Origin of the sequence: Cupriavidus sp. 30B13 (assembly GCF_049059565.2) — a bacterium.
In the GTDB taxonomy this organism is placed as follows: domain Bacteria; phylum Pseudomonadota; class Gammaproteobacteria; order Burkholderiales; family Burkholderiaceae; genus Cupriavidus.
The window spans coordinates 916,919-936,663 of sequence record NZ_CP188223.1 but is presented as its reverse complement, the minus strand read 5'-3'; the positions used below and the strand labels follow the sequence as shown (position 1 = coordinate 936,663).

Sequence of the window (19,745 nt, the reverse complement as noted above, 5' to 3'; positions counted from 1 at the left end):
GTCACCCGCGGCGGGCCTGCCGCGGTCCGTCCTCGGGAATGCGTCTGCGGCGGCGATGGCCAGGGGCGCCGGGCGCCCCATTTGCGAGAGAGCGACAGTGAAGAAGACCGAACGCATGCGGGCCAGGCGGGCAACCTCGCCCTCTCCGGAAGAACGGCAGGAGAAGCTCGCCCGGCTGCGGAATCTCAAGATGGCGCGGTCGGCTCACGCTTACGTGAGGGGCAATACCCTCCAGTTCTACGACTGGCTGAACGACGCCGCCGTGCGCGACCTGCCCCAGGGTCCCTCGGTATGGATCTGCGGGGACTGCCACACCGGCAACCTGGGTCCCGTCGCGGACACCCGCGGCCGCGTCGAAATCCAGATCCGCGATCTTGACCAGACCGTCATCGGCAACCCGGCCCATGACCTCATTCGTCTTGCGCTGTCGCTGGCAACGGCGGCGCGTGGCTCGGACCTGCCGGGGCTGACGACCGTCCACATGCTGGAGGCGCTCGCGGACGGATACGAAAGCGCGTTCAGCCGCGCCACGAAAAAATCGGTCGCAAGCGATCGCCCAGCCTCGGTGCAGCTCATATTGAAGACGGCGTTGCGCCGCTCCTGGAAGCAGCTGGCGAAGGAGCGCATCGAGGATCTACGCCCCACGCTTCCGCTCGGAAGCCGCTTTTGGCCCCTCGCCCCCGAAGAAGAGCGGGAACTTCGCGACTTGTTCGGCCAGGCGGAGATGATGTCCCTCGCCACCAGCCTGCGCGGCCGTGACGACGACGGCCGCGTGACGATGCTGGACGCCGCCTACTGGGTCAAGGGCTGCAGCTCGCTGGGCCGCCTGCGTTATGCGGTCCTTCTCGATGTGGATGGCGGAACGGTAACGGGCGACGACCTCTGCTTCATGGACCTGAAGGAGGCCGCCAAGGCCGCCGCCCCTGGCTACGCGGACGCCGCGACGCCGCGCGACAACGCGGAGCGCATCGCCACAGGGGCCCTGAACCTTTCGCCGGCGCTCGGCGGGCGCATGCGCGCGGCCAGATTGCGCGGCCGCTCGGTGGTGGTGCGCGAGCTGTTGCCGCAGGACCTGAAGCTGGACGTGGACCGGCTGGCGCAGGAAGAGGCCAGGCTGGTCTCGCGCTATCTCGGCACCGTGGTCGGCCGGGCGCACGCGCGGCAGATGGATGCGGCGCAGCGGCGCGGCTGGAGCGCCGAGCTGCGCCGCCGGCGCTCGAAGACCATCGAAGCCCCGCTTTGGCTCTGGAGCAGCGTCATGGAGCTCCTTGCCTGCCACGAAGTCGCCTACCTCGAGCACTGCAGGCGTTACGCCACCGCCATGCAGGGCGGAAAGGGCAAATAGGGCTGGCTGCCCGGCGGCGTCCCGAGGCACCGGCGATGCGCGGCCGCGGCCCGGCGGTCGGCGATCAGCAATCGGCGATCAGCAATCGGCGGCCGGAACCAGCTCAGGCTGGTGCCCGGAATCGAAGTACAAGACCCTCACGCACGCTCCCACCGTGAGGCCCGGAGCGGACGGCGCGACAACCATGACGATACCTTCGGGAACGCGCACCTTGTATTGAAACAGGTCGACGATTTGCGGCTCGTGCCGGCGGAACAGGCTGGTCACGTCGAAGGACAGGCCGACGCCGGCCACGCTGCCGCCCCGGCCCCGGCCGCCGGAATACCCGCCGGCGCCCACCCCGACCGCCCCGTAGTTGTCGTACGCCCCCGGATCGGACATATCGACCTGCGTGAGGAAGGCGCGTTCCTCCAGCCTTCCCGCCTTGACCATCGCCGGCGTGGCGGAAGGAGAAGGAGGCGCTGACGTGCAAGCGCCTAGCCAGACCGCAACGCACAACGTCATCCAGTGGCGGAGACCGGCGTGGCCTCGGGAGCTTGCTTGTCGGTCCATGTTTGCCTGCCGGCGCTGAACTGCGATGACGGAGGACGCGCAAGAATCGTTCCTTGCCGCGTGCCGCCGGCCCGCGCGCAACGCGGCGCACCGGCCCCCAAGCGCAGCGCTTCTCTGCCGTGTCCGGGCCGGCGACAAGGGCGTAGGGCACGCTTTGCCAGGGCGCGTGCAAATCCTACCGACCTGTGGAAGAAGGACAAAAGCACCCGCCCGATGCGGCCCCGGCAGGCGGTTTGCCATTCCGCGCGCTATGGATGCACTATATGGACCGGAGGCACCTTGCCCTCGCTGATCGTCCGGTAATCCGGCTGAAATCGATGACTCTTGAAGACGGCAGAATCAATGACGGGTTGACCGACGCCGAGCGTTTCGAGCTGCTGGTCTCGAACGTGAGCGACTACGCCATCTACATGCTCAACCCAAATGGATTCATCAACAGCTGGAACGCGGGTGCCCAGCGTTTCAAGGGCTATGTCGCCAGCGAGGTCATCGGACAGCACTTCTCGCTCTTCTACACCGAAGAAGACCGGGCGGCAGGCAAGCCCGCCCGTGCGCTGGCGACTGCCCTCGCCGAGGGAAAATACGAGGCCGAGGGCTGGCGGGTACGCAAGGACGGCACCCGGTTCTGGGCCAGCGTGGTCGTCGATCCCATCCGCGCCGCCGACGGCAGGCTGGTCGGCTTCGCGAAGATCACGCGCGACATCACGGAGCGCAAGGCCGCGCAGGACGCGCTCAGGGAGAGCGAAGACCGCTTTCGCCTGCTCGTCCAGGGCGTCACCGACTACGCGATCTACATGATCTCGCCCAGCGGGGAGATCACCAACTGGAATGCGGGCGCCGAGCGCATCAAGGGGTATACGCGCGATGAAGTCGTCGGCACCAATTTCGCGCGCTTCTACACCGAGGAAGACCGCGCCCGGGGACTGCCGGCGCGGGCGCTCGCCCTGGCCGCGAAAGAAGGACGGTTCGAAAAGGAAGGCTGGCGCGTGCGCAAGGACGGCACGACCTTCTGGGCGCATGTCATCATCGACGCGATCTACGACGACGCCGGCAAGCACGTCGGATTTGCCAAGGTCACGCGCGACATCACGGAGCGCAAGCAGGCGGCCGACGCCCTGGAACGGGCCAACGCCGCGCTGTTCCAGTCGCAGAAGATGGAAGCCATCGGCAACCTTACCGGTGGCGTGGCCCATGACTTCAACAACCTGCTCCAGGTGATCGGCGGCAATCTGCAACTGCTGGCGCAGGACGTGGCCGACATGGCCGCGCCGGCGCAGCGCGTCCGCAACGCGCTGGCGGGCGTGGCGCGCGGCGCGAAGCTGACTGCGCAACTGCTTGCTTTCGGCCGGCGTCAACCGCTCGAGCCTCGGGTGGTGAACCTGGGACGGCTGGTACGCGGCCTCGACGACATGCTGCGGCGGGCGCTCGGCGACGGCATCGAGGTCGAGACCCTGGCCTCGGGTGGCCTGTGGAACACGTTCGTCGACCCGTTCCAGGTCGAGCACGCCATCCTGAATCTCGCGATCAACGCGCGCGACGCCATGGACGGCCACGGCCGCCTCACCATCGAGGTGGGCAACGCATCCCTCGACGACATCTATGCGGCGAACAATGCCGAGGTGGCGGCGGGCCAGTACGTGATGCTTGCCGTCACCGACACCGGCGCCGGCATTCCGCCCGAGCTCATCGGGCGAATCCTGGAGCCGTTCTTTACGACAAAGTCGGAGGGCAAAGGCTCCGGGCTCGGCCTGAGCATGGTCTACGGCTTCGTCAAGCAATCGGCCGGGCACCTGAAGATCTACAGCGAGGTCAGCCACGGCACCACCGTGCGGATCTACCTGCCGAGGGTGAAGCGAGAGGAAGACAGCATCGCCGAACTCAATGCAAGTCCGGTGGTGGGCGGCAGGGAAACGATACTGGTGGCGGAAGACGACGAAGACGTGCGCGACACCGCGGTCGCGCTGCTCCGGGACCTGGGCTACCGCGTCCTGACCGCGAAGGACGCGGCGGCGGCGCTCGCCATCATCGAAAGCGGCGTCCACCTCGATCTGCTGTTTACCGACATCGTCATGCCCGGCTCCCTGCGCACGCCGGAGCTTGCCCGCATCGCGCGCGAGCGCATGCCGCGCATCGCGGTGCTGTTCACGTCGGGATACACCGAAAATGCCGTGGTCCACGCCGGCCGGCTCGACGAGGGCGTCCAGCTCCTGAGCAAGCCGTACTCCCGCGAAGCGCTGGCGCGCAAGATCCGGCTTGTGCTCCACAACCAGCGGCAACGGGACACGCTGCACGGGGCGCTCTTCGAACGCCTGCCCTCGCAGGCGGCCGGGTCCGCAGACCCCAGGCCACTGCGGGTGCTGCTCGTCGAAGGCGACGATCTGCTGCGGGCAAGCACGCTCGAGACGCTACGCAGCCTGGGCCTCGATATCGCGGAGGCGGCGGATGGCGCGTCCGCGCTGCAGATGCTCGAACGGCGGGCATTCGACGTACTGTTCACCGACGTGAAGCTGCCGGACATCTCCGGGATCGACCTGGCGCTCGGCGCGAGCCGGATCTGCCCCGGCCTGGGCATCGTCGTCGCGTCGGACGCCGACGTTCCTCTCGGCGCGGAGCAGCGGGCCGCGTTGCCGAACGTGGTCACCCTGCGCAAGCCCTACGACGTGGAAGACCTGTGCCGGAAGCTGGGAATGCGCTTGTGAAACCGTGGCGCCACGGACCTGGGCCGCCGCGCGGCCGCCCGCGCAGGAAAAAAAGAAGCTCACGAACGTGAGCTTCCCCGTACCTCGCGGACATCGATCGCATTGCATGGAAGCATGCACCCCGCTCCCGCTTCCATGCCCGCCGTTTGCGCCTGGCCGGGCGCCGTCCGCGCTTTCCTCGCGGTCAAGGCGAAGCAGCCGGAGCCGGACGCCGGTGAATCTGTGCAGGCATCGGGGCCCGTCGGCCACCGGGCCGGATCTTGCGACGCAATTGTCGCGGCGACGGACGCGCGGCAAAAGAGTAAGTCTACTCAATCGCGTGCGGGCAAGCGCGGGCCGCGGAGCCGCCGGCGCCGCCGGCGCCGTTTCCCCCCGCCAAGGTAGGGGGAAAAACCGGCTGCCGCGTGGCCGATATACAAGGTGTGCGAGGCGCCAATCGCACCGTGTCACATCCCCGTACACGTACTTGACGCCGGGCGGTCCGCGCAAGCGGGTCGCCCGTTTTTTTATCCTGCCGCGGCGGTCTAGTCTTCGTCGAATCCGCTCACCAGCCTGACCAGTTCGGCCACCGAGGCCACGCCGAGCTTTTCCGCCAGGTGCGCGCGGTGGTTCTCGACGGTGCGCACGCTGACGCCCATCTCGTCGGCGATCTGCCGGCTCGACTTGCCGCGCGCGACTTCGCGCGCGACCTCGCGCTCGCGCGGCGTCAGCAGGGTCAGGCGTGCCTTGCGCTGCGCGCTGGCGACCCGCTCGGCGTGCAGCGTGCGGCTATGCGCGAGCGCCTCCACCACCAGCCGGTGCAGTTCCGCCGGATCGGGCGGCTTTTCGAGGAAGTGGAAGGCGCCGACCTTCATGGCCTGCACCACGGATGGCACTTCGGCGAAGCCGGACACGAAGATGATGGGCAGGCTCATGCCGGTATTGCGCAGTTGCCGCTGCACTTCCAGGCCGTCCATCTCCGGCATGCGCAGGTCGCAGATCAGGCATTCGCACGGGGCCGGCCGGTAGCCGGCCAGGAATGCCGCGGCCGACGTATAGGTACGGAATGCTGCGTCGGGAATCCTCAGGAACTTGCTGTACAGCCAGGGAACCGTCTCGTCGTCATCGAGTATGTGGATCGTCTTTTCGTCTCTCGGCATGCACCCGCTCTAGGAAATGCCCGGCGCCGGCGCGGCCCCGCCATGCTTTGGTCCGGCATCCGCGTAGCGCCGCGCGATCGCGCGGATCTCCGGCTCCGCCCGGACGAAGGCGTCGACCACGCGCGGATCGAAATGCTGCCCGCGCTGCGCCCTGAGCAGCCGCATCGCCTCGTCGTGCGGCAGCGCTGCCTTGTAGACGCGCTCGCTGATGAGGGCGTCATAGACATCGGCGATCGCCATGATGCGCGCCGAGAGCGGAATCGCCTCGCCGGCCAGGCCGTCCGGATAGCCGCCGCCGCTCCACCGCTCGTGATGCGAGCGGGCGATCTCGCTGGCGATCCTGAGGAAGGCGCCGCCCCCGCCGCAGTGCCGCTGCGCCTCGGCCAGCGCCGTGCCGCCGATGGTGGTGTGGGTCTTCATGATGTCGAACTCGGCCGGCGTCAGCCGTCCCGGCTTGCGCAGGATGCGGTCGTCGATGCCGATCTTGCCCACGTCGTGCAGGGGCGCGGACTTGAACAGCAGTTCGATGACCTCCGGCGTCAGCGCCGCGCGGAAATCGGCCGTGCATTGCAGGGTCTGCGCGATCGCCCTGACGTAATGCTGCGTGCGGTGGATGTGCCCGCCGGTCTCGTTGTCGCGCGTCTCGACCAGCGCGGACAGCGCGCAGATGGTGGCGTCCTGCGCATGGGCCAGTTCCTGCGCGCGCCGGACCAGCTCGTCCTGCAGCCCGAGCGCGCGTTCGCGCAGCCGCCGGTTGGCGAGGCGCAGCGACAGGTGCGTCGCCACCCGGGAGCGGAGCACGCGCGGATTGACCGGCTTGACGATGTAGTCGACCGCGCCGGCCTCGAAGCCCTGCGCTTCGCCTTCGGTCTCGGGCGACGCCGTCAGCAGGATCACCGGCACGTCGGCGCTGGCCGGGTCCGCGGCGAGCCGCCGGCAGACCTGGTAGCCGTTCAGGCCCGGCATGACCACGTCCAGCAGCACGATGTCGGGCACGCTCGCGTTGACGGCCTCCAGCGCGGCTTCGCCGCTGGCCACCGCGCGGATCTCGTACAGGTCATCGAGCAGCGCCGAGATGACGTAGATATTCTCGGGCGTGTCGTCGACCAGCAGCACGGTCGGCAAGGCGCGCGGCGCGGCGGACGACATGGCAGGCGACGAGGCGGGCGATGGGGCAGGCAATGCGGCGGCGGTCATGGGAGTCGTCGGTCAACTGCGCTGGTCCGTGGTATCCGCCTGCCGCCGGGCACGCTGGCCGGCCCGGGGAAGACGTGCGTCCGGGACATCCGGGAAAAGGCGTCCGCCGCCGCCAGGGCGGCGGGCCGGCGTTGCCGTTGCCCATTGTCCGAATCCGCCGGAGGCGCCGAAAGAGTAGATCTACTCAGCAGCGCCGCGGCCATCGCGGCCGGCGCCGGTGCATGGCCGCGGGAGCGAGCGGCAGATCGACGCCATCATGGCGCCGTACTCCGCCTCGAACGCGGCCAGCCGCGCGGCGTCGAGGCAGCCTGCCTGGATCGCCTTCTCGATCTCGCCGCATTGGCCCGCGAGCGCGTTCGCGCCGATGGTGGCGAGGATGGACCGCAGGCCGTGGGCCTGCAGCAGCGCGTCCTGCCACGCGCCCTGCGCGGCGGCATCCTGCAGGCGCCGGGCGGCGTCGCGGCGGCCGTCCAGCGTGCGCTCCAGCAGGCGCAGGTAAAGCTGCCGCCGGCCCATCACATGGCGCAGGCCAGTCTCGACCGAGAGGCCGCCGACACCGCGCAAGGCGCGGATGGTGTCCTCCTCCGCCTCGACGTGCGGCGCGCGCGCGAGGTCGTCCGCGGCGGCCGGCGGCGCGTCCGGCGACGCCGACAGCCAGCGGCCCAGCATCGCGTGCAGCAGGGCGGGATCGACCGGCTTGGCGATATGGTCGTTCATGCCGCTGCGCAGGCAGCGCTCGCGGTCTTCCAGCGTCGCGTTGGCCGTGAACGCCAGGATCGGGATGGCCGCGTAGCGGGCGTCCGAGCGCAGCCGCCTGGCCACCTCGAAGCCGTCGAGCTTGGGCAGGTGAACGTCCATCAGCACCAGGTCGAACGGCGCCGCCGACATGGCCGACAAGCCGGTCTCGCCATCCCCGGCCACCACCACGTCGATGCCCTCCAGTTCCAGCATCGCCTTCACGACTTCCTGGTTGATCTCGTTGTCCTCCACCACCAGGACCCGCTTGCCCAGCCACCGCGCGGCGGCGGCCTGCTCGCCGCCCGGCGCGTGGCCGGCGTGACCGGCGTGACCGGCGTCACAGGCCGGCGCCGGCCGCGCCGCCGCGGGATACGCCGCGGCCTCGGGCGCCGGCGCGCCCGCGTGGCCGCCGTGCAGCTTGTGCCACGCGGTGGTGAACGCGGCGGCGCAACTGTCGGCCCTGGCGCAGCGCTCCTGGCGCGCCAGCAGGATGTCGAGCGAGAACGTGCTGCCCACGCCCGGCTCGCTGGCCACGGACACGGTGCCGCCCATCATGGTGGCCAGGCTCTTCGAGATCGCCAGCCCCAGCCCCGCGCCGTCGAAACGGCGCGCGGTGGTGCCGTCGAGCTGGTGGAACGGCGTGAACAGCGACGACAGCACGTGCGGCTCGATGCCCAGCCCGGAGTCCTGTACGTCGAACGACAGCCGCGCCTCGCCGCGGGACACATAGCGGGCGCGCACGCGCAAGGTCACCCGGCCGCTGTCGGTGAACTTGACGGCGTTGCCGACGAAGTTGATCAGGATCTGGCCGATGCGCAGCGCGTCGCCCACCAGGAACTCCGGCACGGCATCCTGTATGTCCACCGTGATGACGATGTTCTTCGAGGTGGCCCGCTCGAGGAACAGCCCCGCCACATGCTCGAGCGTCTGCGACAGCTCGAACGGATACGGCTGCGGCGTCAGCTTGCCGGCCTCGATCTTGGAGAAATCCAGCACGTCGTTGACCACGCCGAGCAGGTGCCTGCCGGCGGTGGCGATGCGGCCGAGATAGTGTTCCAGCCGCCGGCCGTCCCGCGTCCGCTGGGCAAGGTGCGTCATGCCGATGATGCCGTTGAGCGGCGTGCGGATCTCGTGGCTCATGTTGGCCAGGAACTGCGCCTTCGCCCTCGCCGCGCTCTCGGCGACCTCCCGGGCCGTGTCCAGCTCCTGCGTGCGGTCCTTGATCTTCTGCTCCAGGTTGGCCGTCAGCGCCTCCAGAGCGCGTCGGTTGCTCTCCGACTCGGTGATGTCGGTCACCACCGTGCCGATGCCCGCGATGCGGCTGTCGTCGCCCGCCAGCACGGGAAACTTGAGCAGGTGGTACACGCGCTTCTGGCCGCGCGGGTTCTTCAGCGTATGCACCTGCTCCTGCGGCTGCCCCGACGCCATCACGAACTGGTGCGCCGAGCGGCAGATCTCCGAGCCGAGCGGGTCGGCGATGGCTTCCCAGGCGTTCTTGCCGACGATCCATTCCTCGTCCGCGCCGGTGGCGGTGCCGTAGGCGCGGTTCGCCATGATCACGGTGCCGCCGGGCGTGGTGTACGAGAAGCCGATCGGCACGTGCTTGCGGAACGCCTGCCAGCGGTCTTCGTTCTCGGCGGCGTGGCGCCGGCTGCGCCAGTGCACCGCGGTCAGGGCGACGATCAGGCATACCGAGATGGAAGTCAGGCCGATGATGGCGTTGCGCGCCAGGTCGTGGAAGCGGTACGACTCGGCGGCGTCCTGCTCGACGATGATGCCCATGTCCGAGTTCGGCAGCCAGCGGCCGATGCCGATCACGTTGTGCCCGCGCAGGTCCGCGTAGTGGTCGAGTACCGGCGTGGTGCCGCGCTTGTCCGCGAGCAGGTGCGCCGCCAGCCGCGTCAGCGCGGTGGAGCCGTCGCTGCCGAGCGTGCGCTGCCTGGGCTGCACGCGCAGCGGCAGGCGCGCCCACAGCCCGTAGGGCGCGCCGCGCCTGGCCGCCTCCGGGACCTGCACGTCGCCGGCCAGGCGGCTCGGCGAGAGCAGGCGCCCGTCGGCATCGATCACATACGCGTTGCCGGTCTTGCCGACCCAGCCCGAGCGCAGGATCTCGAACAGCCTGAGCGTCGGGTTGGTGCGCAGGCACAAGGTGCCGACCAGTTCGCTCTCGTCGTGGATCGCGGCGCAAATGAGCTGGAACAGGGTGCCGGCGGGATACTGCGCGCCGTTGCCGTCGATCGGCAGGGGCGCGGCGATGGGCCGCGTGATGCCGATGCCGGAGGCCATCGCGTGCGCCACCGCCCGCCTGGCGGCGGGCGTGGCGACCGGCGCCGATATGTACAGGACGCTGCTCGCGGCGACGATGACCTGGCCGGGCGAGATCAGGCTGTAGCCCTCGAAGCCGCGGCTCTTGTAGATCGCGGTGATCCACGCGTCGAACTCGATGCGCGCGGAGACGTCGTCCGGCGCGCGCATCACCCGCTTGGCCATCTGCACGAGATACTGCGCCTCGACGATGGTGCGGATCCGGTCGGCGCTGTCCTGCTCCATCGAAGCCGCCATCCGGATGACGGCCTCCATGGTCGAGCGGCGGTACATCGCGGTCTGGTCCCTGACCTCCTGCTCCAGCAGGTTAAGCACGTGGATGCAGGACACCACCAGCAGCACGACCGCGACGACGGTCGTCGCCACGATGGAGCCGCTTTCCCTGCGGAAAACTCTCCTGACCGACGACAGCGCACGCGCAATAACCATCATGACTTTCCGTGAGGCAAACGGGGGAATCCGCGTGGCGGAACATGGCACGGCCGCAGCGGCGGGTGCCGGGGTGGCAGGCCGCGGGACAGGCAGGCGCCGGGCAATGGCCGGCGCGCCGGAAGGCATCGGCGCAGGTGCCCGCGCCCGTAGCGCGGCATGCCGCCGTGGCGGCATTTTCGTGGACGGCGCGCCGCCGCCACAAGAGTAAAAGTACCTATGCAGAAAACGGGATCCGCCGCCTGCGCCACGCAAGCGGCGAGCAGTGCGCCCGGCCCCGCCGGCGATCTCCGCACGCATGCGCATGCCCGGCAAAATGGCTGGCGTGTCATGAGTATTACTACTCTTTTCCGCGGGCGCAGCAACCGCCATATTCTCCGACGGACAAGCTGCGGGACGAAGCAGCGCCGGGCACGCGGGCCAGCCATGGGCAGCGTGGACACACCGGCACGGGAAGCTGAAGAAGGAGCGGGTGCATCACCATGGTCAAGAAGCGGCAGCCGTATTATCCGGGCGACGGCGATCGCGGCGCCGGCCACCGGCGGCGTATCGGCGAATGGCTCCTCGCCGGCGGGAGCACTTTGCCCGGCTACGACGACTGGCCGCGGCGCACGCTCGGCGGCCGGGCCGCCGCGGCGGCCGGGCCATGACCCGCCGCGAGGCCGCGCCCCCGCGCGCCGCGCGCCGCTTCCGGCGCGGGCGCATGGTGTGGTCGCTCAGGACCAAGATCACGCTCCTGACCGGCGCGGTGGCGCTGGTGCTGTGCAGTTGCGTGGCGCTGGCCTCCATGTCGTATGCCTACCGCGACCTGCGCAACACGCTCCAGCGCCAGCAGGACTCCGTGGTCCGGATCGTCGCCGAGCAGACCGACCACCTGATCGAGGAGCGCATCGCGGTGCTCATGCACATCGCGCCCCAGCTCGACGGGCTGATGGGCCTGCCGCAGGGCGAGCTGGCCGCCTTCGTCAAGCAGCGGCTGCCGGTGCCGGCGACCTTCAACGACTTCTTCATCGCCACCGCGCAAGGCATGCTCACCTACAGCTCGCTGCCCAACCGGCGGGTGCCGTACTCCATCCTCGACCGGGAATATTTCGCGCGCGTCTCGCGCACCCTGCAGCCGGTGGTTTCCGAGCCGATCCACTCGCGCAGCAATGGCGCCGCGGGCGTTCTGGTGGTCGCGCCGGTGCTGGGGAAAGACCATGCGCTGCAGGGCGCGCTGGGCGGCTGGCTGAACTTGCAGGAATCCAATTTCCTGGTCGAGATCGGGCACAACCGGCTCGGGGAGACCGGCTTCTACTGCCTGGTCTCCAGCCACGACCGGGTCTACATCCAGCATCCGCTGCCGTCGATGGTCATGCGCCGTCCGGCGCTGCCGGCGCCGCGCGAAGACTGCGGGCTGGGCGCCCGGACCTCCGGCATCGAATTCCTCGATCCGGTGCAGCCGGTCGTCTCGCGCTGGCAGCTGTCCACCACCGGCTGGACGCTGCTGGCCGTCACGCCGGCCGCCGAGGCGTTCTCGACGCTGCGCGAGATGCAGCGGCGCCTGGTCGCGCTGAGCGCCGGCGCGCTGCTGCTGGCGGCCCTGCTGATCTGGCTGGCGGTGCACTGGCTGCTGCGCCCGCTCACGGTGCTGCACTACGTGGTCAGGGCCAGCGCCGACGACCCGGCCGCCTATGCCCGGCTCGACGCCGGCGGCCGCGACGAGATCGCCGGGCTGGCGCGGGAGTTCCGGCAACTGATGTCGGCGGTCCAGGCCGGCGGCGACCGCATCCGCCAGAACGAGGCCCGCCTGCGCACCGTGGCGGACAACCTGCCGATGGTCGTCGCCTTCGTCGACACCGCCGAGCGCTACACCTTCGTCAATGCCGCCTTCATGCGGCTGCACGGCCTCGCCGAGGAAGCCATTCTCGGGCGCACCGCCGGCCAGATCCTGGGCGCGGCCACCTATGCTCGCATCGCGCCCTTCCTGCACCAGGCCATGGCGGGCAAGACCGTGACCTTCGAGATCGAATCTCTCGAATCCGAACTGCGCTTCCTGGAGATCCGCTACCAGCCGGAGCGCAATCTCGCCGACGGCACCGTGCTCGGTGTCCACATCTATGCGCAGGACATCACGGCCCGCAAGCTCGAGGCGATCGAGCTCGCGCACATCTCGCAACGGGACCACCTGACGCAGCTCTACAACCGGCGCGGCTTCGAGAACCGGCTGCGCTCGGCGATGGCGCGCACGCGGGTCACGGACGAACCCATGGCGCTGCTGTTCATCGACCTGGACCGTTTCAAGGACGTCAACGACAACCATGGCCACCATGCGGGCGACCGGCTGCTGCAGGACTTCTCGCGGCGCCTGCAGCAATGCGTGCGCAAGAGCGACACCGTGGCGCGGCTCGGCGGCGACGAGTTTGCCGCCATCCTGGAAGGCATCGGGCACGCGAAGAACGCGGCCGCGGTCGCCATCACCATCCTGGAAGCGACCAGCGCCACCTACCGGCTCGACGGCGGCCCGCAGCTCAACGTGCGCGCCAGCATCGGCGTGGCCGTCTACTTCGGCGAGCCGGCCGACGAGACCGCGCTGATGCGCGCCGCCGACGAACAGCTCTACCGGGCCAAGGAACAGGGCCGCGCGCGTTTCTCCATCGCCGGCGCGGCCGGCGCCGCGGCGGCGTCCGCGTTGGCCCGCCCCGCCTTCTGAGCCGCTTTCTGAGCCGCCTTCCGGGCCGCTTTCCGAGCCGCCTTCCGGGCCGGCGCCGCCTACGCCGAGGCGTGCAGCAGCTTCACCAGCTCGGCGACCGAGCCGACCGCCAGCTTCTCGGTCAGGCGCGCCCGGTGGTTCTCCACGGTGCGCACGCTCAGGCCCATCTCCTCCGAGATGGCACGGCTGGACTTGCCGGTCGCCACCAGTTCGGCGACCTCGCGCTCGCGCCGCGACAGCAAGGCCAGCCGGGCGTGCCGCGCGGCCATCGTAATGCGCGCGGCATGCAGCGACCGGCTGTGCAGCAGCGCCGCCGAGACCACCGACAGCAGGCGCTCGCCGTCGACCGGCTTCTCCAGGAAATCGAAGGCGCCCACCTTCATGGCCTGCACCACCGACGGCACCTCCGCATGGCCGGACACGAAGATGACCGGCAGGCTGATGCCGGTCTCCGACAAGCGCCTCTGCACGTCCAGGCCGCCGATCTCCGGCATGCGCAGGTCGCACACCAGGCACTCGCTCGGCCCGGGCCGGTATGCGCACAGAAAGTCGCCCGCCGAAGCGAACGTGCGGATGCTGATGCCAGGCTTCCGGAGCAGTTCCCGGTATAGCCACAGCATCGTTTCGTCGTCGTCCAGGACGAATACGACCTGCTCTCCCCAAACCATCGACGCACTCCAGAACACTCATCACAAGGTTTCCCATCATAAGGGGGGAAAGATTGGCGTGGCATCGGGGGCCGCACCGGTTTAGAGAAACTTTTCTAATGTGGCGCCACGCCGGCGCGGGCCAGCCTGGCCGCCTCTTCCGGCGCATGGCGCGGCGCGCGGCCATTGAGTACTTCTACTCTTGCGCACGACACTGCGCATTCCGATCATCGACGCGTACCTTGCACCCGGAGGGCATTCGCATGGAAGGCGTCGTCAGCGCGCAAGGGGTCCGGCGCCAGCTGGAGCGGCTGGGCATTCCATGCCTGTCCCACACCGACGAGCCGGGCATGCCGGGCGTGGTGGTGGTCAACGACCGCCTCCATATCGCCATCTTCGCCGCGGTGCCCGCCTTCCGGCTGGTTTCGCGCATGCCCGACGGCGGCTTCCTGTTCCATGCCGAGGCCGCCACGTTCGACACCCTGCACCGGCAGGTGCTGCATGAACTTTCGTCGGCGAGCCCCTCCGGTCCCTGGTGCCGGCCCACCCGGCATTGACGCCCCGGGTGGCGCCTGCCCGACAGGCGGCGGTATCGCGCAAGACGCGCGTTTGCGATTGACAATAAATAGATGACCGACTATCTTACAACCCATCCCACCCCGTAGCGAAACGCGCCATGCCAAGACCCGCCAATCCCGAAGTCCGTACCCGGCTGCTGTCGGCGGGGCGCGATGTCGTGCTCGAGCGGGGCTTTAACGGATGCGGCGTGCAGGACATCACGGCCGCCGCCGAGGTGCCCAAGGGCTCTTTCTACAATTACTTCGACAGCAAGGAATCGTTTGCCGGCGAGATCCTGGAAGGGTACTGGCTGTCGATCGAGGCCCGGCACGGGCCGCTCCTGTACGACGCGCGGGCCAGGCCGCTCGCGCGCGTGGCGAAATTCTTCCGGGCCCTGTCCGAAGACCACCGCCGGCATGATTTCACGCTGGGCTGCCTGATCGGTAACCTGTCGCTGGAACTGTCGAACGGCAGCGCGGAAACGCGGCAGGTGCTGTCCGCCCTGCTGCGCCGCTGGGAAGCCGCCCTCGGCGCGTGCCTGCGCGAAGCGCAGGAGCGCGGCGACCTGGCGGCCGGCGAAGACCCGGACATGCTTGCCGCGATCCTCGTCGAAGCGTTCGAAGGCGCGGTGATGCGCGGCAAGGTCGAGCAGAGCGGCGCCGCCCTCGCGCGTTTCGAGACGGAGGTCTTGCCGCGCCTGCTTCGCTGATTTTTTTCTCGTTTTTATAAAGCGACTGGTCATTTATAAAAACGGCCACCGCGCTTGTCCCCGATCCACCAGCCGATACCGGTCGATGCCAGCCGATACCGGCCGGTCTCAACCCACAGAGGATGCCATGAGCAACCAAAGCCAACCCGAAGCGAACCACGACGCTGCCGCCAGCCCCTACGCCGATCCCCGCGACCCCGCCTTGCCGCCGACCGGCTTCAGGCTCGACCTCGCCAAGGCCGCGCTGCTGGTGGTCGATCCGCAGAACGACTTCCTCAGCCCGCAAGGCGCGAGCTGGGCGATATTCGGCCCCAGCATCGAGGAAAACGGCACGGTCGCCAATATCGGGCGGTTGTTCCGGGCCGCCAAGTCGGCCGCGATCACGGTCGCCGTGTCGCCGCACTACTACTATCCGCACGATCACGAATGGCACTTCGGCGGCCCGCTCGAAAAGGTCATGCACAGCATCTGCATGTTCGACCGCAAGGGCCCCCTCACCCTCGACGGCTTCGCCGGCTCCGGCGCCGACTTCCTGGAGGAGTACAAGCCCTACATCCTCGACGGCAAGACCATCATCGCCTCGCCGCACAAGGTCTATGGCCCCGAGACCAACGACCTCGTGCTGCAGCTGCGCAAGAAGGGCGTCTCGCAGATCGTCCTGGCGGGCATGGCGGCCAACCTGTGCATCGAATCGCATCTGCGCGAACTGCTCGAACAAGGCTTCGAGGTCGCCGTGGTCCGCGACGCCACCGCCGGCCCGCGCCTGCCGGACGGGGATGGCTACCTCGCCGCCATCATCAACTATCGCTTCCTCGCGCACGCACTGTGGACCACCGAGGAGGCCGTCGCCCAACTGAGGTAGCGCCGCCGGCGAACCTCAGTCCGGCCGCGACTGCCCGAACGCCTGCCGCACCTGCGCCGCCAGCCGCATCAGGTGCGGCTTGAGCTCGCGGCTGGCCTCGTCCACGCCCGCGCGCGTGGACGTGCTGACGTTGAGCACGTGGAGGGGATAGTGGCCGAGCTGCATGGGCGTGGACAGCGCCACGACCTCGGGCTGCCAGCTCGCCGCGCACCAGCCGTGCCGCTGCACATGCTCGATGGCTGCCAGGATCTGCGCCTCCAGCTCGGGCCAGTGCGCGGGAAAGCGCTGGCGGAACTGCCGCATCAGTGCCTCGCGCTCGTGCGCGGGGGCCGCCGCCAGCCAGGCGCGGCCCAGCGAGGTCAGCGGCATGGGCACGCGCTGGCCGGTCACCACGTTGCGCAGCGACGCCTTGCGGCTGTAGCGGATCGATTCCAGGTAGACCATCTCGTCCTGGTCGGCCATCGCCAGCCCGACATTGATGTGCTCGGCCTGCGCCAGTTCGCGCATCATCGGCGCGGCGAGGTGCAGCACGGCGGAGCCGGTGCGCATGGCGTGCGCCAGGCTCAGCACCGGCACGCCGAGGCGGTAGGCGCGCAGGTCGGGATCGTATTGCAGGAAACCGGTGTCGACCAGGCTTTGCGTCAGGCGGCTGACGGTGGAGCGCGCCAGCCCGGTGCGCTCGGCCAGCTCGCCGTTGCCGAGCACCTCGGAGCCCGGGCGGAAGGCGCGCAGCAAGGCAATGCCGCGCTCCAGCGAGCGGTTGGCGAGCTGGTTGGCAGGCCGGCCGCGGGCACGGCTGCTGGCATCCTCCGAATCCACTGCGGCCTCCGATGGCGTGGCGCGCCGCATTTCCGGCCAGCGGAAATGCGGCGCCAAGGGCAGCAGTCTGGCACAGACCGGCCCCGCGCGCGAGCTAGGCGATGAGCGCCACGCCGTCCGCGGCGCGCACGCCCTGCCCGGCCGGCAGCACGAACACCGGGTTGATCTCCGCCTCGACCAGCCGCTCGCCCAGCGCGGCGGCCATGCGCGAGAAGGCGACGATGGCATCGGCCAGCGCCTGCACGTCCGCCTTCGGGCGGCCGCGGTAGCCGTCCAGCAGCGGCCACGTCTTCAGCTCGCGCGCCATGCCGGCTGCCTCCTCTTGCGACAGCGCGCCGCCCGGCGGCAGCAGGCGCATGGTGGTGTCCTGGAACAGCTCGGCGGTGACGCCGCCCATGCCGAGCAGCACCGCGGTGCCGAGCGCGTCGCGGTGCAGGCCGAGGATCATCTCGACGCCGCCGCCCACCATCTCCTGCACCAGGAAGCGGTCCGGCTCGCGGCCGGTATGGCCGGCCACCTCGGCGCGCATCGCCGCCAGCCGCGCCGCCACGTCCTGCGGCGCCACGCCGACCGCCACGCCGCCGATGTCGCTCTTGTGCGTGATCTCCGACGACAGGATCTTCAGCACCACGCGCCCGCCGAGCGCGCGCGCGGCGGCTTCCGCCTGCGCGCCGTCGCCCACCACCGTCTCGCGCACCGACGGCAGGCCGAAGCGCGCGAACAGCGCCTTGGCCTGCGCCTCGTCCAGCGAGCCCGCCGGCAGGTCGTCGATGCCGGCGGCGGCCACCGCCGGCGCGGCCACCGGCGCCGGCGCGCCGCGCAGCCGCGCGGCGGCCAGCATCGCGCCGAACGCCGCCGCGCAGCTCTCCGGCGCGCTGAAGGCCGGCACGCCGCGCTGGTTCAGCACCGCGGCCACGTGCGGCGCGTGCGGGCTCACGTAGGCCAGCACCGGCTTGTCGCTGCCCGGCAGGCAGTCGCGGATGGCATCGGCCATCAGGTCCGGCATGGCCAGGCCGGACGAGCCGACGATGACCGCCACGGCGTCGTAGCCCGGGCTGTCGAGCAGCGTGCGGATGGCAGCGCGCAGCAGGTCGGGCTGCAGGCCGGCCAGCGTGACGTCGATCGGGTTGCGGTCCAGCGCGGCATGGTCGCCGTTCTGCAGCGCGCGCAGCCTGGCCGCGGTGGCCTCGTCGGGCGGCGGGGTCTCGAAGCCGGACACGCCCAGGCTGTCGGACACCAGCGTGCCGGCGCCGCCGGTCGAGGTCAGCACCGCCACGCGCCGGCCGCGCAGCACGCGGCCGGCCGCCAGCGCGGCGGGGATGTCGATCAGGTCGGCGAAGGTCTGCGCGCGGATCACGCCGACCTGGCGGAACAGCGCGTCGTACATGCGGTCCGCGCCGGCCATGGCGCCGGTGTGCGAGACGGCCGCGCGCGCGCCGGCCTCCGAGCGGCCGATCTTGAACGCCACCACCGGCTTGCCGGCCGCCGCCGCCTTGAGCGCGGCGGCGCGGAAGCGCGCCGGGTCGCGCACGCTTTCCACGTACAGCGCGATCACGCGGGTGGCTTCGTCGTCGGCCAGGAAGTCGACGAAGTCGGCCAGGTCGAGGTCGGCCTCGTTGCTGGTGGAGACCAGCTTGGACAAGCCGATGCCGCGCGCCGCGGCGCGCGACAGCAAGGCGCCGAGGATGCCGCCGCTCTGCGACACCACGCCGATGCTGCCGGCCGGGAAATGCTCCATCTCCAGCGCGCCGCTGGCCGACAGCGGGATGCTGTCGGTCAGGTTGACCAGCCCGATGGTGTTGGGCCCGAGCAAGCGCATGCTGCCCGCGGCCTCCAGCAGCTCCGCCTGGCGGCGCGCGCCCTCGGCGCCGGTCTCGGTGTAGCCGCTGGCCAGCACGATGGCCGCGCCGGTGCCGCGCGCGGCCAGCTCGCGCACCGCATGCTGCGCGCGCTCCGCGCCCAGCAGCACGATGCCCACGTCCGGCACTTCGGGCAGCGAGCCGATGTCCGGATAGCAGCGGATGCCGCCGATGGTGTCCACCTTCGGGTTGACCGGGTAGATCGCGCCGCCGAAGCCGTGCCGCGTCAGGTAGGAAACCGGGCGGCCCGAGGTCTTGGCCGGATCGGCCGAGGCGCCGATGACCGCCACGCTGCGCGGCTTGACCAGGCGCGCGATGGCCGAAGAGGGGGACGCGCCGACGGCGTCGATCAGATCGGATGCCATCGCGTCAGCCCTTCGCCGCGGCCGCGGTCTTGTTCAGGAAAGCCAGCACCGACTCGCGGTGCTCGCTGCTGGTGTAGCAGATGCCCTGCGCCTGGCTGCCCTGCGCGAATACCTGGCCGGCCGGCAGCTCGAAGCTCTGGTTGAGGATCGACTTGCCGAGCGCCAGCGCGGTGGGCGAGCCGTGGCTGAGCTGCGCCGCCCAGTTGCGCGCATCGACCAGCAGCGCGTCCGGCGTGCTCACGCGGTCGGCGATGCCGAGCCGCAGCGCTTCGGCGGCATCCACCTTGCGCCCGCTGAAGATCAGTTCCTTGGCCCTGGACAGGCCGGTGCGGCGCGGCAGGAAATACATGCCGCCGCCGTCGGGAATCAGCCCGCGGTGGATGTAGGACCAGGCAAAGCTGGCGCTCTCGGAGGCGATCACGAAGTCGCAGGCCATCGCCATGTCGGCGCCCAGCCCGGCGGCCGAGCCGTTGACGGCGGCGATGGTCGGCTTGGGCATGTCGTGCAGCAGCGCCACCGAGTGGTGCACGCGCTGCTGGCGCGCCCAGCCGTTGAAGCCGACCTCGCCCTGCGGCGCGTCCATGCGCTTCTGCATGCCGGCCACGTCGCCGCCGGCGCAGAAGCCCTTGCCGTTGCCGGTCAGCACCAGCGCGCGGATCCTGCGCTCGGCGGTGACGCGCTCCAGCGCGTCGATCAGTTCGCTGCGCATGTCGTCGGTGATGGCGTTGCGCTTGTCGGGACGGTTGAGGGTCAGCACGGCGACGCCGTCCTGGGTTTCCAGCTCGATGAAGGAATAGTCGGTCATGATGG

Annotated in this window: 15 protein-coding genes; 7 read left to right on the top strand and 8 right to left on the bottom strand. The window is 70.1% G+C overall.

Features of this window, described 5'->3' with window-relative positions; genetic code table 11:
* The first annotated feature begins 115 nt into the window (after positions 1-115).
* Positions 116-1,345, top strand: coding sequence for a DUF2252 family protein (locus ACKI2N_RS04420; protein WP_420997770.1), 1,230 nt, complete (start codon positions 116-118; stop codon positions 1,343-1,345).
* Positions 1,346-1,423: 78 nt separating this feature from the next.
* On the opposite strand, the gene ACKI2N_RS04415 is transcribed toward ACKI2N_RS04420, so the two are convergent.
* Complete coding sequence (locus tag ACKI2N_RS04415) at positions 1,424-1,777, bottom strand: hypothetical protein (RefSeq protein ID WP_420997722.1); 354 nt, start codon at positions 1,775-1,777, stop codon at positions 1,424-1,426.
* 437 nt (positions 1,778-2,214) lie between these two features.
* On the opposite strand from ACKI2N_RS04415, the gene ACKI2N_RS04410 reads away from it, so the two are divergent.
* The gene (locus ACKI2N_RS04410; RefSeq protein WP_420997721.1) at positions 2,215-4,596 is read left to right on the top strand and encodes a PAS domain S-box protein; all 2,382 of its coding nucleotides are present in this window, start codon (positions 2,215-2,217) and stop codon (positions 4,594-4,596) included.
* Positions 4,597-5,120: 524 nt separating this feature from the next.
* Here the strand turns inward: ACKI2N_RS04410 and ACKI2N_RS04405 are convergent.
* The 3 genes from ACKI2N_RS04405 to ACKI2N_RS04395 all read right to left on the bottom strand — a co-directional run bounded on the left by ACKI2N_RS04405 (position 5,121) and on the right by ACKI2N_RS04395 (position 10,427).
* Positions 5,121-5,735: a response regulator transcription factor gene (locus tag ACKI2N_RS04405; protein ID WP_420997720.1), complete on the bottom strand. Its 615-nt coding sequence runs from the start codon at positions 5,733-5,735 to the stop codon at positions 5,121-5,123.
* A 9-nt stretch (positions 5,736-5,744) separates the two neighbouring features.
* Positions 5,745-6,932 carry an HD-GYP domain-containing protein gene (locus ACKI2N_RS04400; RefSeq protein WP_420997719.1) on the bottom strand — a complete coding sequence of 396 codons (1,188 nt, stop codon included), beginning with the start codon at positions 6,930-6,932 and terminating at the stop codon, positions 5,745-5,747.
* A gap of 180 nt (positions 6,933-7,112) precedes the next feature.
* Positions 7,113-10,427 carry a response regulator gene (locus tag ACKI2N_RS04395; protein WP_420997718.1) on the bottom strand — a complete coding sequence of 1,105 codons (3,315 nt, stop codon included), beginning with the start codon at positions 10,425-10,427 and terminating at the stop codon, positions 7,113-7,115.
* A gap of 479 nt (positions 10,428-10,906) precedes the next feature.
* On the opposite strand from ACKI2N_RS04395, the gene ACKI2N_RS04390 reads away from it, so the two are divergent.
* Positions 10,907-11,074 (top strand): hypothetical protein, encoded by a 168-nt coding sequence (locus ACKI2N_RS04390; protein WP_420997717.1) that lies wholly within the window; start codon positions 10,907-10,909, stop codon positions 11,072-11,074.
* On the top strand, positions 11,071-13,116 hold the full coding sequence (locus ACKI2N_RS04385; RefSeq protein WP_426990475.1) for a diguanylate cyclase domain-containing protein: 2,046 nt from the start codon (positions 11,071-11,073) through the stop codon (positions 13,114-13,116). Before ACKI2N_RS04390 ends, ACKI2N_RS04385 begins: the two co-directional genes overlap by 4 nt.
* A 59-nt stretch (positions 13,117-13,175) precedes the next feature.
* Here ACKI2N_RS04385 and ACKI2N_RS04380 read toward each other — a convergent pair whose 3' ends face one another.
* A complete protein-coding gene (locus ACKI2N_RS04380; RefSeq protein ID WP_420997715.1) occupies positions 13,176-13,784 on the bottom strand; it encodes a response regulator transcription factor in 609 nt (202 codons plus the stop codon).
* Positions 13,785-14,026: 242 nt separating this feature from the next.
* On the opposite strand from ACKI2N_RS04380, the gene ACKI2N_RS04375 reads away from it, so the two are divergent.
* The 3 genes from ACKI2N_RS04375 (at position 14,027) to ACKI2N_RS04365 (ending at position 15,892) form a co-directional block, all read left to right on the top strand.
* Entirely contained in the window at positions 14,027-14,320 is a 294-nt protein-coding gene (locus ACKI2N_RS04375; protein ID WP_420997714.1) for a hypothetical protein, read from the top strand.
* A 119-nt stretch (positions 14,321-14,439) separates the two neighbouring features.
* Positions 14,440-15,030: a TetR family transcriptional regulator C-terminal domain-containing protein gene (locus ACKI2N_RS04370; protein ID WP_420997713.1), complete on the top strand. Its 591-nt coding sequence runs from the start codon at positions 14,440-14,442 to the stop codon at positions 15,028-15,030.
* 127 nt (positions 15,031-15,157) lie between these two features.
* On the top strand, positions 15,158-15,892 hold the full coding sequence (locus ACKI2N_RS04365; RefSeq protein WP_420997712.1) for a cysteine hydrolase family protein: 735 nt from the start codon (positions 15,158-15,160) through the stop codon (positions 15,890-15,892).
* Between the two features lie 15 nt (positions 15,893-15,907).
* Here the strand turns inward: ACKI2N_RS04365 and ACKI2N_RS04360 are convergent, their stop codons facing one another.
* From ACKI2N_RS04360 to ACKI2N_RS04350, 3 genes are all read right to left on the bottom strand, one after another.
* Positions 15,908-16,711: an IclR family transcriptional regulator gene (locus ACKI2N_RS04360; protein WP_420997711.1), complete on the bottom strand. Its 804-nt coding sequence runs from the start codon at positions 16,709-16,711 to the stop codon at positions 15,908-15,910.
* A 94-nt stretch (positions 16,712-16,805) separates the two neighbouring features.
* Positions 16,806-18,935: an acetate--CoA ligase family protein gene (locus tag ACKI2N_RS04355; RefSeq protein ID WP_420997710.1), complete on the bottom strand. Its 2,130-nt coding sequence runs from the start codon at positions 18,933-18,935 to the stop codon at positions 16,806-16,808.
* A 4-nt stretch (positions 18,936-18,939) separates the two neighbouring features.
* Entirely contained in the window at positions 18,940-19,740 is an 801-nt protein-coding gene (locus tag ACKI2N_RS04350) for an enoyl-CoA hydratase/isomerase family protein (RefSeq protein WP_420997709.1), read from the bottom strand.
* Between the last annotated feature and the right edge of the window lie 5 nt (positions 19,741-19,745).